This window comes from Vibrio sp. 03_296 (assembly GCF_002265885.1).
In genome coordinates this window covers 89,603-105,394 of record NZ_NPKW01000102.1, presented here as the reverse complement: position 1 = coordinate 105,394, position 15,792 = coordinate 89,603, and the positions used below count along the sequence as shown (strand labels likewise).

The window sequence follows — 15,792 nt, the reverse complement described above, 5'->3', positions numbered from 1 at the left end:
GATAAAAATACGTTCGAAYACATCCGTGCCATTAAAGCGACGAATGCGGTTTTGGCTTAGAGTAGAAGCGTGGATGACTTTCTCTGTTAATGACATCCGTAAGAACCAACGGTAAGCGACATTCACTTCAATTTCTTTAACGAGCTGACGCTCACTTTTTATACCAAAGATATAACCAAGCAAGATGATTTTGAAGAGACGAACAGGGTCAACTGGTGGACGCCCATTATCTTTACAATAAAGATGAGCAACTTCATCACGAATGAATTCGAAGTCGATAGCATTATCGATTTTGCGCACTAAATGGTCTTTAGGAACTAACTGTTCCATCGTCACCATTTCCAGTTCGTATTGTTGCGGGGTGGGTTCTTGAAGCATATCGGAGTGTCCATATTTCGATACCCCTATTAGATCAAAGGTCTAGCTCGAAAGCTAGACCTTTGTCAGCAGTCTGAGGCAGAACCCAAGTTCTGCCTTTTGCTGTTTAGCCCAATCTCACTTTGAGTTTTGGTGAGTAGTTACCACTTCATTTCACCCATGCTCACCTTCGCCCCAATGGTAACGCCTTCATCTGCCGTCAGTAGTGGGTATTGCGCCGTGATCTTTTCAATCAATTGCGTCGAGTTGCTTGATTGCTCTACATAGCGCTGCCAATCCACCACATACTGTTTCGTGAAATCAACCGCCTCTACACGAGGGGGAACTTGCCCTAAGTAATGGCCTGGGATCACGCGCTTTGGCTTCAATTGCTTCATACGATCGAGTGATGCAACCCACTCAAGACGTTCCTCTTTGGTTTGACTATCAGCCATCCAGACATGAATGCCACTGTAAGTGGATACCCCACCCAATGCGGTTTTGAGAGACGGGATCCAGTAGTACGCGTTATGCGTACCCGCTTCTTTTAGCTCAATCTTTTCACCTTCAAGCACGATGTCGCCGTTGTAGACCTCTGGCACATAAAGCTGACTTGGCGCACCTTCGCCAAGAATTGGCCCCCAGTAACCGATCTTTTGATCTTTTGTGTGATTGATGTGATCAACGATGGTTGCCGTCGCTTTAATCTTTACTTGAGGAAAGGCTTCCACGATCGGCTGAAGACCAAAATAGAAATCTGGATCACCACCAGTAATGTACACCGTTGTGAGTTCTTTGCCCGATTGACGAATCAACTCCACCAGCGCTTTACCTTCGGTAGTACTGAATTGTGCATCGAACAAAATGGCTTCTTTTTTCCCCGAAATCAGCGTCGAGCTGACCGGAAAAATGGCCTTTTCTTGTGGGTTATAAGTGGTCAGTTTCAGTGCAGCCAATGCTGGCTGGCTCAGGGTTGCGAGTACCGCAACGGCAAGTATTTTCTTCATAGAGTTGGCCCTTTGAGTTATCGGTTATCAACGGGCTCTAATGTATTTCGTTTTATTTGCGCGAAATAGCCACACATACACACATCACTAGTGTGAATTATGCACTAATAGTTCACACTCACCGTTTATCGTTTATAACGCCTGCCACAGCGGATCGCTTGCCATTCGCTGACAAATAAAATCAATAAACTGCCGATGTAACGGCGTGATCTGCTTACGGCTTGAATAGACGAGGTAAACCCCTAGTTCATCAGGCTGCCAATCCGGTAAGACGGGCAATAGACGACCTTGTGCAAGATGTGGCGCCACCGCAGCATAGGGCTGCTGGCTAATGCCACTTCCATGCAGTGTTGCCGATAACACGATCGTAGAAATATTGGCGGTGATAGGGCCTTGAATATCGATACTTTCTCGGCGGTTATCTCGGGTTAAATACCAACGGTTTTTGCCAAAGTAACTGAAGCTTAAACAACGGTGTGCTGGCAAATCGCTGGGCTGCTGCGGATGACCAAACTGTTCAAGATACGCAGGTGTGGCAACAAGGGCACTACGACACACACCCATTTGCCTTGCAATAAGCCCTGGGGCCAAATCATTGGTAATTCGTACCGCCAGATCCACCCCCTCTTCAATTAAGTGGGTGCTGCTATCGGCCACCAGCAGTTCGATCTGAACCTCTGGCCATTGAGCACAAAACGCTTCCACGGCTTGCAACAAGAAATGCTCAATTAAAGAGTAGGCCGAAGCAATACGAAGCTTGCCAGAAAGCGTATTGTTTTGCCGATCTCGTATCGCGCTCACTTCATTAGAAAGGGACAGCATTTGATAGGCGAGTTCGAGCGTTTGCTCTCCAGCATCCGTGAGGCTTTGTTTACGGGTGGTACGGTGAAGCAAACGGCTTCCAACCCACTCTTCCAACTCACTAAGATAGCGGGATACCTTGGTCCTCTCGATTTCGAGCACGTTTGCAGCGCCAGACAAACTGCCTTGTTCTGCAATTGCAACAAAGGCCCTGAGAGCCTCTAATCTGTCCATTTCTCACCTCATCTCGAGAGTATCTACTCTAATTCATTACATTTCATTACATACAATCTTTTATCTCTATTAATCAACAATTTAATTAATAAAAAGTTACATCCACTCACAGACTCATAGATTGCATGAATTAATTGTTTCACTACACTGCCCACCGAACGACAACCAAGCATAGATAAAAATAATTTGCGTTAACAATGTCTTAACGCATCGATCTGAGCGATTGGCGCAGATTGGATTCTTTTTCTTGGCAACTTTTATATTGCTTACCCAACAATTTGGCTACACATGCGAACCATCCACATTTTGGTCGTGGTGACTTCTCACTCATACGCCCAGCGTTACGACTAGGCTGAGTATCGTCAAATGGGTATACCACAACACAACAAATATTATGATTACTATTACTTCGGATTCACTCAATATCGCTTTAGCGCTTCTTAAAGAAGCAAACTTTACTCGTGACCAGATTTTTTATAACGACGGGGTACGCAGCCATCAAGTTCTGGGACTGAATGTTAAATATGAAGATTTTGAAATCGGTGGAATGTATCTCAGACAAGAGACCCGTTACACGTTAGTTTTGCACGCAGCAGACTGCATCGAGTTCTGGTTTGATCGAGAGCAGGTTCGCTTCGAATCACGCAAAATCGTTCTGCCTCATTCTAATGTGGGTCTTCCTTCCGAGCTTGCTCAGCATAACTTTTAAGTCCTAATATCTTCTGCAGGATAGGCTCTGAGTTATTCTCACCTGTAGAAGCGATAACCCGAACTTCCAAGGAGAGGAAGAACGGGTTATCCATTACCCTCTCTCTAATCTGCTACGTAAGCGCGCAAGAAGATACGCACCATTTCATTGATGTGCGCCTGTTGATCTTGCTCGTTGGGCTGCGCAAGGTTTGCCACCAATTGCGGCCATAGAAATTGACCGTGGAACAGATTTAACAAGGTAGCCATGAACTGCTGGCTATCGCCAGAGATGAGCCTTCCGTCACTGATGGCATTTTCTATCCATTGTTTGAGTTCTACGTCTTTGCCCCCCATCAAGGCGAGGTATCGCTGTGCCAGCTCGGGCTCTCGAATGAACTCACCCACGATCATACGCACCACAGGCAAACCCACTTCACTGTAGAGACCGGTCACTTTGCGCTGCAAGTACGCTTTGAGCTGCGAGTCCAGCGCCACATGAGCTTGATAAACAAAAGTGGTGTGCTCTTTTTGCTTTTCCACCATGGCATTAATGGCTGCAGTGAACAGCAGCTCTTTGCTTTCAAAGTGTCGATACAAAGTGCGTTTTGAAGTGGATGCTTTTTCGCATACGCGATCCATGTTGGCGGCATTAAAACCAAATTCTATAAATTCATTTTTGGCGGCCTCAATCAGGGCAAGCCGTTTTTGCTCGGTAACTTTCATAGCCATCCTCTTTTAATGCCGTTTAGTATAGAGCAAAAATAACAAAAGTACACTTTCAAGTTTACTTGTAAAAAATTAGGTGTATGATCGTCACAAAATGGCGTTCAACGGATGAGAGACCATTGACAGGTGCCTAAGCCAAGGCGATGTACAACAATGGCTGAACCGCTTATGTCGGTTTTGCTCTATTTATTGATGTTTAACGAATGAAAAAAGCCGTTCTGCTCTCCTTACTGTTTGCTGCTTGCTCCACCCCAACCGTAGCAGACTCCTTTTCACTGCCTATCTGGAAAGAAGACGCAGAAGCGCTTGGTTACACCTTGCCAAAACCGATCGGCTTTAACTTGAGTTACATGACGATGGAGCAAGGCATCAATGTCGATTCCATCGATCTGCAAGGGTTGGACTTCATTCAACTCAACGCGGATCCTGGTAAACAGTACACCGAGGTGCTGACTCTACGTGCTGATGTTTGGCTGCTTCCCTTTTTAAACCTCTATGGCTTAGTCGGCAAACTCGATGGCTATTCAACAACCGATGTCAACTTAACTGTTGGCTCATTTCTCAGTACAAAAATCCAAGACTTTCGTTTGGATCTGGATGGCTACACCACGGGCTTTGGCGCGGTGCTAGTCGGCGGTTATGAAAACTGGTTTGCGTTGGTGGACGCGAGCTTCACGCAAAGTCGTTTGACCGTTATCGACGGCACCATTGACGCGATTGTTATCTCTCCCCGCGTCGGTTATGACTTCAATCGCCACGGGACACCGCTGCGTATTTGGGCTGGTGCCATGTATCAAGATGTTGAGCAAACACTCAAAGGTTCGCTTTCCGATCTTGGCTTGCCCTCGTCCTTAACCTCACTGCTGCCTAGTGATGCTCGTTTCGAAGTTCAGCAACACTTGCAAACCCCATGGAACCCCATTGTGGGTATGCAGTATCAAATTAATGAGAGTTGGTATCTGCTCGGTGAGTTTGGTTTTGGTGACCGCCAGAGCATGTTCTTCTCAGTCGATCGGAGATTCTAACCCATGGGCAAAGTTGGGTATTGCGCTCTGCTGGCTCTCACCAGTGTCAGTGCCTTTGCAAAACCACAAAGCAGTTGGGTAGATAACCTACTGGAGAAACTGGGTGCCAGCGACACGGTCGATACCAGCAAACTGATCGACTGGGGCGTGTTACCGGGCCCCTTTGTCAACCCAGAACAAGGGCTCGGCATCGGCATCGCGGCCGTGGGATTGTATACACCAACAGGCTGGCAATCTACAGATCCTTACTCCACCTTAACCCTGACCTCCTACGCCTCTACTTCAGGCTCTTACGGATTAGGGGTGGAAAATCGCACCTATCTTTGTGGCGATCGCATTCGCTTACTGATCGATGGTTGGCTGAGCCATACGCCCGGTTATTACTGGGGCCAAGGCGAAAGTGCGGCGCAGACCGACAGCAACAAAACTCAGTACAATGCGCAACGTTACCAGTTCAACCCGAAAATCGCTTATCAGATTGCGCCAAACGTCTATCTCAAAGCGGGATGGCACTGGCAAACCTACCAAGGGGTAACTGTTGACGATGAGACCCCTGTGGCCAAAGCGCTGAGTAACGGCAGAAGCAGCGGTATGGTGCTGGGTATGGAATACGACAGCCGCGATTTCGAGCCCAATCCGGCAATGGGCAGCTATTGGAATCTTGAATGGAGTGACTTTCGCCATCAGTACGGCAGTGATACCAACTACCAACAATGGTTGATGAATGTACGCCATTACCTGCAAGTTTCCTCACAAACCATTGTGGCGATGGAACTCTATAGCCAAGCGTTTACCGGTGACGTGCCTTGGTACGATCAAGCCATGCTGGGCGACGACCAACGGATGCGCGGCTATTATCAAGGCCAATATCGCGATCGCAATCAGCTTTCCACCCAAGTGGAGGTGCGCCATAGCTTTAATCAACGTCATGGGATGGTGGCTTGGGTCGGCGCAGGCACCATTGCCCCTCACTACAACGAGTTGCTCGAACAATCTTGGCTCCCCACCGTCGGCATCGGTTATCGTTTTGCCTTCAAAGCGCGTATCAATGTCCGCGTCGATATGGGATTTGGCAAAGAGAGCAGCGGTTTCTATTTTCATGTCAATGAGGCGTTTTAGAAAATCATGATGAAAATGAACAAAACAACTCTTCTTCTGTTGCTCGCCAGCTTCTCTTCCTCGGTGTTTGCCGAGGTCGGTGCCCCCGTGGGTGTGCGCCCATGTTGCGCCTTTGGTTACGACCTAAAAGCCCAGTTGGGAGGCATTCCCGTCCCGTTCTTTTCAGTGGGTAACGTGGTGGACGCCGACAAAATTGGCCAGCACCGCTACAACGATGGCTCACAATCCGTGTCGGGCAATTTGCTCGGACTGGGCGATGAAAGCAACGGCCTCATTTTTACCCAACACGCTGGCTTTATTGATACCGCCCACGTTCGAGACACCGCGGATTACACCTTCTATCTCTATCAAGAAAACCTCACCCATCTTGGTCAGGAATATCAGGTTGAGCTCAAACAAGAGCTGCGTGTGCGGCAGATCCATTGGCAGCCTCAGTTTCAGGCGGAGTCTCTGAGTCAAGCCGAAAAAGTACAACGTAGCGCTGACGCGGCCGCGTTCATCGCCTTTCAATTAGCGCAATGGCATGAAATTGCCCAATGGTTTGGTTTGATGTCCGTCGGCGGCTTCGACGAGTTAGCGTCGGCCTTCTCCCCAGAAGATCTCTACTCCAACATGCTTGGCGCACAACTGGCGAAACAGGTGATTCTTGCCACTCCTACCTTGGATAAGAAAACCTTCTCCAAAAACGTTGATCACGCCCTGCAACAACGCCTAAGCGAACTCAAAGCGCAATCGAAAAAGATCACTCAACAGAAGATTGAAGCGCTCGATGGGTTATGGTGGGACAGCGCACGTCGTTTGCCTGACAAATGGTTGCTGCTCAAGCGTGACTACCAGCTCGCTTACACCCTTCAGCCTAATTACCCGGGAAGCGAGCATACTCTGTCACTCAATGCGCACTTTTCTGATGGTAGTCCGATTTCCGATTGGGTCAATTTGAAACTGATTGCCAGCAACGAGGAGAAGCACTTTTCAGCCTTGCCTGACACCCTGAAAAAAGCGCAAGTCTGGACGCATCAGAACTTTGCGAGTTTGGCCGATTTTGCTTATCAACAAGATGCTCGTCATCACCCTAAGTCATTCTCTCCTCAGGTAGGTGAAGAGTAATCAAGTGCATAACTTTCGCTTGTTTATGCAAAATCAAGAGGCATATGCATAGCGATTATCATCTGGTAAGAATTGATGGGTTTGTTTATCTATCGATAAAAAAGATAAACAACCTAATTCAACAGATAAATATTCTAGCTTACTTTGTTATCACCTTGTGAATATACTAAAATTTCAGGTGATATAGATCACATCTATTAATCCAATTCATCAATTTACTTTTTTATTTTTAGTGGACACTGCTACCCTGCAGCTCCCCTTGAACTGAACTCAAGGTGCATAACTATAAGGAGTGTTCATATGAATACCAAGAAACCGATGTCGCTAACCGGCCGTGTAATTCTTGGCATGGTTGCGGGTATCTTGACAGGATTCGCGATTCGCGCGCTATTTGCTGACAATGGATTTGTTGACGCATACATCGTAAATGGACTTTTTGAAGTCGGCGGTAAAATCTTTATTGCCAGCTTAAAAATGCTTGTTGTACCACTGATTTTTGTTTCGCTTGTTTGTGGTACCAGCTCACTTAAAGATATCTCGACCCTAGGTCGTATGGGTGGTAAAACCCTGGCGTTTTACATCACTACCACCGCCGTTGCTATCACGCTCGCTCTGACCATGGGTACGGTATTCCAACCTGGGGCAGGTGCAGATCTCACCGCAGCAAGCTCGTTCAAATCGGCAGAGGCACCGTCATTGGGTCAAGTGATCATCGATATGTTCCCGACCAACCCAATCAGTGCGATGGCCGAAGGCAAAACGCTTCAAGTGATCGTCTTCGCCCTGTTGTTTGGTATTGCCATCAGTGCAGCCGGTAAACCGGGTGAGCGCATTGCGGCGATCTTCTCTGACCTTAACGAAGTGATCATGAAGCTGGTTGCGCTACTGATGAACCTAGCCCCTTACGGCGTGTTCTTCTTGATGGCGAAACTGTTTACTGGCCTAGGTTTGGGCGCAATCATTAATCTAGGTGAATACTTCCTAGTGTTGACGGCGACACTGCTCATCCATGGTTTGGTCACTTACAGCTTGATGCTAAAAGGCTTCACTGGCCTAAGTCCATTGACTTTCTTGAAGAAAATGGAAGATGCCATCATGTTTGCCTTTTCAACAGCCTCGTCTAACGCGACCATCCCTGCCACCATGGAAACGGTAAAAAACCGCCTAGGCGTAGACAACAAAATCGCCTCGTTTACGGTTCCGTTGGGCGCAACCGTCAACATGGATGGAACAGCCATCATGCAAGGTGTGGCGACTGCGTTTATCGCTCAAGCATTCAACATCGACCTTAGTATGGGTGACTATGTGATGGTGATTCTCACCGCAACATTGGCATCTATCGGTACCGCTGGTGTTCCGGGTGTTGGTCTGGTCATGCTGGCGATGGTACTCAACCAAGTGGGTCTACCACTGGAAGGTATCGCGCTGATCATGGGTGTCGACCGTCTACTGGATATGATCCGCACGGCTGTCAACATCACTGGTGATGCGTGTGTTTCGGTGATTGTTGCGAAATCAGAAGGTGCCTTAGATCTTGACCGCTTTGCCGATCCAAAAGCAGGCGAGAAAGAAGAAGAAGTACACCTAAAACGTGCAGACGCTTAATCAGCAATTGCATCGTTAATAGGCACGAACAAACAGCGAAAAATAAACCCCGTAGAGAGAACTCTCTGCGGGGTTTTTACTTGGGGTCACGCTGACCGTGATGCCATCCACAGGCTATGAAAGCACCATGCGTTGTTGAAGGTATTCTATAAAGGTTTTAATCTGCTGCGGCACGTACTTTGACTGCGCATATTGCGCCAAAATCTGCCCTTGATAATTGCCGCCAAGGTGCCAGTCACTGAGTAACTCGGTCAATGCTCCCGACTCAATATAAGGACGAATCGCAAACTCAGGAAACACCGAAATGCCAAATCCTCTCAGCACCGCTTCACGGCGAATTTCACTGTGATTGACCGCAAATGAGCCCTTCACATTCACCGAAATTTTTCGGCTGCCGATGGTAAAATCCCACACCCTATCCCGCGGATTTTCTCCCAAACACAAACAGTTGTGGCCCACTAAATCATCTGGATGATTCGGCGTGCCTTGCTGCTGCAAATACTCTGGGCTTGCACACAACACCAAACGGCAGCGACCTAAGCTACGAGCCACTAACCCTTCGGTTGGTTTGTCGGTGATTTGGATGATCACGTCCACCTCATCGCCTATCGGGTCGATATAGTGATCCGCGACTTTCAGTTGCAGCGCCACTTTGGGGTGATCAGCAATGAAATCGAGCACAAGCGGCATCAACACCTGACGAGATAACGCTTTCGGCGCGGCAATGCGCAGTGAGCCCGATGCTTCACTTTTGTCCGTTTGCGCGGCGGAAACCGCCATCTTCGCCGCATTCATCATATCACTGCACAGGCTATAGACCTCTTGCCCCGTCGCACTCAACCGCATTTGTCGCGTTGTGCGCTCAAGCAGTTTCTTTTCCAGCACATTTTCCAAACGAGTTATCGAGCGACTGACCGAAGACGGCGACACACCAAGCTTTTGCGCGGTTTTCGAAAAACTGCCAGATTCGACCACATTAACGAAAATTGCCATCTCAGAAAGCAGTGGAATTAGCCTATTTGTGTCCATGGCGCAATTATCCTTTGCATTTTCACTGTATTGTTCCGTTGAAGTTACTTATAGATACTAAATAAGTCAATTGACATTAGTCAGACAACATCAAGGACAGAGAGATGAAGAAAATCAGAAGTATTGAGGATGTACAAAACGTCGCGAGCCAAGCCAAACATGTGTTGACGCTCTTTAGCGGCGGCTTAGATAGCTCTTACTTGCTCGAAATTCTCAAGAACAGCCGCGCAAAAGTCACCGCGGTGGCCATTGATCTTGGCGATGACATCGAAGAATCCAAACTCAAGCTCATCACCGATCATTACGGCTTCAATTTAAAAATCCTCGATGCAAAACAGGAGTTTGTTGAACACAGCCTCTTTTGCGCCATACAAGCACAAGCGCTTTACCTAGGTGACTATCCGGTCAGTTCCTCACTCTCTCGACCAATCATTGTTAAAAAAGCGGTCGAGCTGGCGCAGAACCTCGGTTGTGACGCCATCATCCACACCGCAAATCAATCGCAAAATAGCTTACGCCGTCTCAATGGCGCGATTGAACGTTCAGGCTACCAAGGTTTCTACGGCTCGCCTTATGAGTATTCCGCCATCAGCCGCGAAGAAAAAGCTCAGACGCTGTTTCACTCCGGTTTGGTTGGCTTTAAATCTCGTAATGTCAGTGGCGATTCCAATTTATGGTGTCGCGAGTTTGAATCCGGCATCTTGGACGATCCGGAAAACTTCACCCTCACTGATTCGCTTTTTACCTGGTCGCGTTGGCAACCAGAGCACCATCTTGAAGGCAACAGCATCAAGATCGGTTTCAAACAAGGTTATCCGGTTACCTTAAATGACAAACCGATAACTCTACTCGAGTTAATAGCGTTTATTAACAACCACGTTGGCGCGTATGAGATAGGTCGTTATGTAGGGTTCGACCATCTCGATCAAGACGAAAAAGTGTTAGAGGTGCGCGAAGCACCCGCCGCAACTCTCTTGATGAAGGCTTATAAGTTGCTGGAAACGGCCACTTTACCTACCGATGTTCTCAAAGCCAAAGCATGGCACAACGAAACGTGGACTCAAGAAGCGGTCGAAGGTCGCTTCGGTAGCCTGTTGCAAAATGCCAGCTATGCGTTCATCGCTCACACTGCCGAGCATGTCTCTGGCAGTGTCCTCTTTCAACTTTCCCGAGGTAATGCAATCGCCACCAGTATTGTTGCAGATAATGCACGATACCTGCGTGATCGCGACAATTGGGAGATAAACGTGGCGCATACCCGCAGTATGCGCTCGGTTCAACTTGAACCGACATCTGATAAACAGCATCAAGTCGCGTAACGGAGGCGCAGATGACAATGACAGAAAGCACGACTCATAAAACCAAGCAGAGCGTTCTTCCCATTTCGCAACAGCTGAAAAAGTACAAATACGTCTTTATCAATGGACGACAAATGACGTTACTACTCAGCACTCATGTTGGCGAAGTGATTCGATTCAAAAACTGCTGGAACCAACTAGAACGTGATCGCTATATGGCTGACGGTGGAACATACCGTTATCGCCGCTATGGTCAGTTCACTAAACTTGCGCGTAGCAAAGAAATTGTAATGATGCCGCACGAGCCCTATGTTCAACCGTCTTACATCAACACACTCAATGGCGATATTGAACGTCACTTTGAACCGTTAACCGACCGCTTTGTGACCTCCCCTGTACTAGAAAAACTGCTCAAGATGATGAGCGAAATCTATGACGACGTCGAAGGCGAACCGCAAAACTGGAATATCCGTTTGCACCCCTATCGTATCACCGCAACGGAAGCGGAAGCAGGCGAACCAACGCCTGAAGGGTTGCATCGCGATGGCGTGACTTATATCGCCTCGATGATGATCAACAAGATCAATGTATCCGGTGGCGAAACCCGCATCACCGATGACAATCAAAATGAGCTCGAGCGCATCACGCTCGACAAGACTTTCGACATCGTCATGGCAGATGATGCCGCTACGATGCACGAAGTCTCCACTATTACCCCCGCGAGCAGTGAAACATCAGCATCTAGGGATGTACTCGTTATCGCTTTTACAAAAATGGAGAAATAACATGACAATAGCGACGAGTTCGTTAAAAAAAGGAAGTTTTAAGTTTCCCCTCACTGAAACACTGCTGCTGTTAGTGGCCGTGTTTTGGGGAACCAGTTACGGGCTCACCAAAAGCGCTCTTGTGTATACCAGCGTTTTGCTCTTTATCTCGATTCGTTTCTCGATCACTTTCCTGTGTATGCTACCTGTCGTGATTCGAGACTTTCGCCAAGGACTCAATAAAGACTGGAAGATTGCCATACCGACCGGCTTTATCCTCTCGGCGATTTTTTTCTGCGAAGTGTTTGGGGTTTCACAAACCTCTGCATCCAATGCCGCATTTTTGATCAGCCTCACCGTTATCCTAACGGCGTTTGCGGAACTGGTGATCAACAAAAAGCGCATTAGTAATACCTTGCTGGCTCTCACTGTGTGCAGTGTCATCGGTGTACTCTTGCTCACCAGCGAGCAAGGCATCGAGCTTTCACTCAACACTGGCGACTACTTTATTTTAACTGCGGCACTGCTGCGTGCCTTAATGGTCACCATGACCAAACGTTTCACCGAAGGCAAAGAGATCACCACCACCACCCTGACCTCTCTACAATCTTTTGTGGTGGCCAGTTGTGCAATCGTCGGCGTGTTGGTGTATGTGCCAGCTGCAGAGATCGTATTGCCCGTCTCGTTGGAGTTCTGGTTAACCGTCGCCTACTTAGTATTGTTTTGTACCCTGTTTGCTTTCTATGTACAAAACTACGCCGTGAGAAGAACCTCACCGACTCGCGTTTCACTCCTGATGGGCAGTGAGCCATTGTTTGGTGCTATTTTCGCCATGGTATGGCTACAAGAATCCCTCACCGCGCTGCAACTGCTCGGTGGCGCACTCATCCTGTTTAGTGTGATTGTTACCTCGACTCGGGATAACTGATCGGATTCCCCCTCTTTGAATCCATCACTTTAAGACAAACCAAAGCGAGCCTCGGCTCGCTTTGGTTTATTTGTCTTATTTGGCTTATTTGGCTTATTTGGCTTATTTGGCTTATTTGGCTTATTTGGCTCACTATGAGCCTAGACATTATCAACTTGCGCATAGCCAGGGAGCTAGGTGAAAGCAACAAACATCAGCTACTGAAAATGAAGTTCTCTTTGTAACCATTCCTTGAAAGCGTTAATCCTTAACACGCGTGATGACGAAGGATCACTGATCACGGAAATGCGAACGCCAGGTTTGAGCCCGATGTTAAATGGCTTGACCAACAAGCCGCGCTCAACGAAATCGGCGGTAATGCTCTCTGTCGCCAAGCATGCACCATGACCCGCAACAACGGCATTAATCGCCATATCGAACGTACTGACTTCCATCCATTGGATCCTTTCACGCTTGGCCAGAACATTGGCACAGTGAAACCATTGATCCCAGTTGAAGGAGGCCGAGTTAAAGTCAATCAGCCAACAGCGTAGCAGTTGTTCTGGCTCAGTAAACTTCATGGATTCTGCTAACTGTGGTGAGCAGTAGGGAAAAATGGCCTCTTCAAATAACGTCTCTTGCTCAAGCTCAAGATGCTCGACGGTGTCATCACCTTGCCAAATGAGCACATCCGTTTCTGTGTGGCGGATATCAATCCCCTTAGCGTTTTGCACACGAATAGGCACATGAGGGAATTCCATGGTGAATTTCCACAATCTAGGCATTAACCAGCGAGTCGAAAACGAGCGAGGGGCGCTGACATTCAACACGCCTTCAAGCGGTTCGTTTTGAATTCGATTGAGCCCTGTGACAATGTTTTTGAAGCCATCATTCACATGCTTTTGCAGGATCTGACCTTTATCCGTGAGATGCATTTCTCGCCCACGACGAACAAACAATTTGCACCCTAAACGATCTTCAAGCTGGCGTAATTTTTGGCTAATGGCGGCTTGGGTAACATGCAGCTCTTCGGCCGCTTTGCTGTAACTTTTTAGCCGCGAGGCCGATTCGAAAAAACGCAGTGCTGAGAGATAACGCAGTCGATTGTCCATAAGCTGAGATTATAGTTCCTTTAATAAATCGTTGTTCGTAACCCATTTTGTTTGCCTTGATAATAGCGCTATCTGATAAGTAATCAAGGACACCACAATGAAGCCAGCTAAATACATTCACATCAAGAAAATGTTTAATGTATTGAAATTTAGACTAATATTTTCAAGTTCAAGCAGAAAAGAAAAGTGTACGACCACCATGAGTGACCATCTCAAGAAAGACATCGGACTAGAGTGTGATGAGAAAGATAAATCACACCACTCTAGGTTTTTATAATGTGAACTAATTTACTAATGAAGATGAAATATTCATCCAATTAAAGAGAAGCGGTTTTGTATCCACTGCCCTTTTCAGCGGGAGCAAGTAAAAACTACTCACTGCTCTCAAGAAAACGTCTGAGCTGCTCTTCGTCGACAATCTCTAAACCGTTTTCTCCTTTGCTAACCAGGCCTTTGTCCATCAGTTCTTTGACGGCACGACGGTAAACGCGGCTTGAAGTGCCAAAACGCTCGGCTTCTTGGTTGACCTTATCAAACCCACCGAGCATGACTGGGTGCTGTTTTTGCTGCAATAAATCAAAAGCGATGTTGTACGCAATGGGGTGAAGCAAGCGGCTAGTGTAGATCTCCATCGAATCTTGATAATCTTCCGCCAGTGCAGAGGCAAAAAACACCATCATTTCCGGCTGCTGCTCTAATGCTTGAGCCAAACGATGAATGCAAATGAGGTCAACTTGCAGATGTTCGTCAGCCGTAACCGTCCATTGACAAGGCGTTTGCGTAAAGAACTCCATTTCACCGAAAATATGGTCATCGCAGTTCGCTTCTCCGAGCTGAAAGCGTCGACCATTAGCCGCTATGATGTTCATAGAAACGCGCCCCACTGGCACAACAAACAGTTGTTCTAGCTTTTCCCCCTGACGTAAGATCTCCGTCCCTGCATCAACGTAGTAACTGCTGACTTGGCAACGGTAGATCAGCTCTCGAAAAGCTTTGCTCTGCTCTGCTAGATAGGCAGAAAAACGGCCTGTTGAGGAAGGCGGGATTCTCATGTTTCACCTCTGTGATGCGTTATAGGAAGAGTACGTTTCCTTGGCCAAGATGTCATCCTTTTACAAAGAGTTTGACGCTCTAGCGCTATCACGATGCAACCAACGTCGAGATCATTTGGCTTCAATCGTGCCTAACGATGTTCCTTATAAAGGGCGATATCTTTTCTAAGGCGTGTTTTGTGATGAAATTTATATGCCAATGATTGCTTAAAGTGTTATAAGACAAATCCAAAGACATCACCATGGGATAGCGAAGGATGGCAATAAAAGGCCAAATAATAGAATGGAATGACGAAAAAGGTTACGGGTTCATTTCTGCCATTGGTGGAGAACTGAAAGTATTCTTTCATATTTCTTCGGTCACAAACCGTGGCTATCGCCCCAAAATAAAAGACAGTGTCACTTTCGACGTGGCTGAAGACAAAAAAGGGCGATTCAACGCTGAAAATGTTGTCGTTCTTGGTGTGCATGGTTTCCCTTTTACCGTTTTGTTTGGTTTTAGCTTTTTAGTTGCAGCAACCGCCTCCGTTGTCCTATTCGATGGGGCAAAAATTCTCATCCCATTGTATGTAGTGTTGAGTATGTTCACCTATCTGATGTTTGCTAAGGATAAACAAGCAGCACAGGAGAATAGTTGGAGAACGCCAGAAAACACCCTGCATCTACTCTCACTACTCGGTGGTTGGCCTGGGGCACTGTTGGCTCAATTTTCGTTGCGACACAAATCGAAAAAACAGCCTTTCAAACTCATTCTATGGCTGACTATCACTCTGAATATCGCCGGTTTTCTTTGGCTATTTACCGAGTCAGGTCGACACCTTGTTCAGTTTGTTTTTGACGCATTTTTACTTTAGGGTATTTTCACCCTAACGCCGTGAGTCAATCGATCTCAAACCATCGATTCCAAACACTGGTTCTCAGCAATAGCCGTTATTGGCTAACTATAAGCTTCACTGAAA

At 47.2% G+C, this 15,792-nt stretch carries 16 protein-coding genes; 9 read left to right on the top strand and 7 right to left on the bottom strand.

Annotated features, from left to right (window positions below; genetic code table 11):
- The 3 genes from CIK04_RS12725 to CIK04_RS12715 form a co-directional block, all read right to left on the bottom strand.
- The coding region (locus tag CIK04_RS12725) for a transposase (protein WP_142994992.1) at positions 1 to 378 on the bottom strand (378 nt) is incomplete at its 3' end.
- Positions 379 to 518: 140 nt separating this feature from the next.
- Positions 519 to 1,364, bottom strand: coding sequence for an MBL-fold metallo-hydrolase Vmh (vmh, locus tag CIK04_RS12720; protein WP_097352528.1), 846 nt, complete (start codon positions 1,362 to 1,364; stop codon positions 519 to 521).
- A gap of 132 nt (positions 1,365 to 1,496) precedes the next feature.
- Positions 1,497 to 2,399, bottom strand: a complete 903-nt coding sequence (locus tag CIK04_RS12715; RefSeq protein WP_017421852.1) for a LysR family transcriptional regulator — start codon at positions 2,397 to 2,399, stop codon at positions 1,497 to 1,499.
- Positions 2,400 to 2,793: 394 nt separating this feature from the next.
- On the opposite strand from CIK04_RS12715, the gene CIK04_RS12710 reads away from it, so the two are divergent.
- Positions 2,794 to 3,108 (top strand): hypothetical protein, encoded by a 315-nt coding sequence (locus CIK04_RS12710; RefSeq protein ID WP_017421851.1) that lies wholly within the window; start codon positions 2,794 to 2,796, stop codon positions 3,106 to 3,108.
- 104 nt (positions 3,109 to 3,212) lie between these two features.
- Here the strand turns inward: CIK04_RS12710 and CIK04_RS12705 are convergent, their stop codons facing one another.
- A complete protein-coding gene (locus CIK04_RS12705) occupies positions 3,213 to 3,812 on the bottom strand; it encodes a TetR/AcrR family transcriptional regulator (RefSeq protein WP_175546255.1) in 600 nt (199 codons plus the stop codon).
- A 206-nt stretch (positions 3,813 to 4,018) separates the two neighbouring features.
- On the opposite strand from CIK04_RS12705, the gene CIK04_RS12700 reads away from it, so the two are divergent.
- The 4 genes from CIK04_RS12700 (at position 4,019) to CIK04_RS12685 (ending at position 8,671) form a co-directional block, all read left to right on the top strand.
- Positions 4,019 to 4,840: a hypothetical protein gene (locus CIK04_RS12700; RefSeq protein WP_097352527.1), complete on the top strand. Its 822-nt coding sequence runs from the start codon at positions 4,019 to 4,021 to the stop codon at positions 4,838 to 4,840.
- A gap of 3 nt (positions 4,841 to 4,843) precedes the next feature.
- Entirely contained in the window at positions 4,844 to 5,959 is a 1,116-nt protein-coding gene (locus CIK04_RS12695; protein ID WP_097352526.1) for a BamA/TamA family outer membrane protein, read from the top strand.
- Between the two features lie 6 nt (positions 5,960 to 5,965).
- A complete protein-coding gene (locus tag CIK04_RS12690; RefSeq protein ID WP_097352525.1) occupies positions 5,966 to 7,066 on the top strand; it encodes a DUF4056 domain-containing protein in 1,101 nt (366 codons plus the stop codon).
- Between the two features lie 300 nt (positions 7,067 to 7,366).
- Positions 7,367 to 8,671 (top strand): dicarboxylate/amino acid:cation symporter, encoded by a 1,305-nt coding sequence (locus CIK04_RS12685; protein WP_017791478.1) that lies wholly within the window; start codon positions 7,367 to 7,369, stop codon positions 8,669 to 8,671.
- 114 nt (positions 8,672 to 8,785) lie between these two features.
- Here the strand turns inward: CIK04_RS12685 and CIK04_RS12680 are convergent, their stop codons facing one another.
- Positions 8,786 to 9,700 (bottom strand): LysR family transcriptional regulator, encoded by a 915-nt coding sequence (locus tag CIK04_RS12680; protein WP_039452571.1) that lies wholly within the window; start codon positions 9,698 to 9,700, stop codon positions 8,786 to 8,788.
- A 104-nt stretch (positions 9,701 to 9,804) separates the two neighbouring features.
- Here CIK04_RS12680 and CIK04_RS12675 point away from each other — a divergent pair, with 104 nt between their 5' ends.
- From CIK04_RS12675 to CIK04_RS12665, 3 genes are read left to right on the top strand one after another with little or no spacing between them, the layout of a single operon-like run.
- Positions 9,805 to 11,019: an argininosuccinate synthase-related protein gene (locus CIK04_RS12675; protein ID WP_038964878.1), complete on the top strand. Its 1,215-nt coding sequence runs from the start codon at positions 9,805 to 9,807 to the stop codon at positions 11,017 to 11,019.
- A gap of 11 nt (positions 11,020 to 11,030) precedes the next feature.
- The gene (locus tag CIK04_RS12670) at positions 11,031 to 11,783 is read left to right on the top strand and encodes a 2OG-Fe dioxygenase family protein (RefSeq protein ID WP_038939138.1); all 753 of its coding nucleotides are present in this window, start codon (positions 11,031 to 11,033) and stop codon (positions 11,781 to 11,783) included.
- 1 nt (position 11,784) lies between these two features.
- Positions 11,785 to 12,690 carry a DMT family transporter gene (locus CIK04_RS12665; RefSeq protein WP_045593847.1) on the top strand — a complete coding sequence of 302 codons (906 nt, stop codon included), beginning with the start codon at positions 11,785 to 11,787 and terminating at the stop codon, positions 12,688 to 12,690.
- Between the two features lie 197 nt (positions 12,691 to 12,887).
- Here the strand turns inward: CIK04_RS12665 and CIK04_RS12660 are convergent, their stop codons facing one another.
- Positions 12,888 to 13,781: a LysR substrate-binding domain-containing protein gene (locus CIK04_RS12660; RefSeq protein ID WP_038939140.1), complete on the bottom strand. Its 894-nt coding sequence runs from the start codon at positions 13,779 to 13,781 to the stop codon at positions 12,888 to 12,890.
- 371 nt (positions 13,782 to 14,152) lie between these two features.
- Positions 14,153 to 14,833 (bottom strand): Crp/Fnr family transcriptional regulator, encoded by a 681-nt coding sequence (locus tag CIK04_RS12650; RefSeq protein WP_097352524.1) that lies wholly within the window; start codon positions 14,831 to 14,833, stop codon positions 14,153 to 14,155.
- A 257-nt stretch (positions 14,834 to 15,090) separates the two neighbouring features.
- On the opposite strand from CIK04_RS12650, the gene CIK04_RS12645 reads away from it, so the two are divergent.
- Positions 15,091 to 15,687, top strand: a complete 597-nt coding sequence (locus CIK04_RS12645) for a cold shock and DUF1294 domain-containing protein (RefSeq protein ID WP_017421839.1) — start codon at positions 15,091 to 15,093, stop codon at positions 15,685 to 15,687.
- Positions 15,688 to 15,792 lie beyond the last annotated feature (105 nt).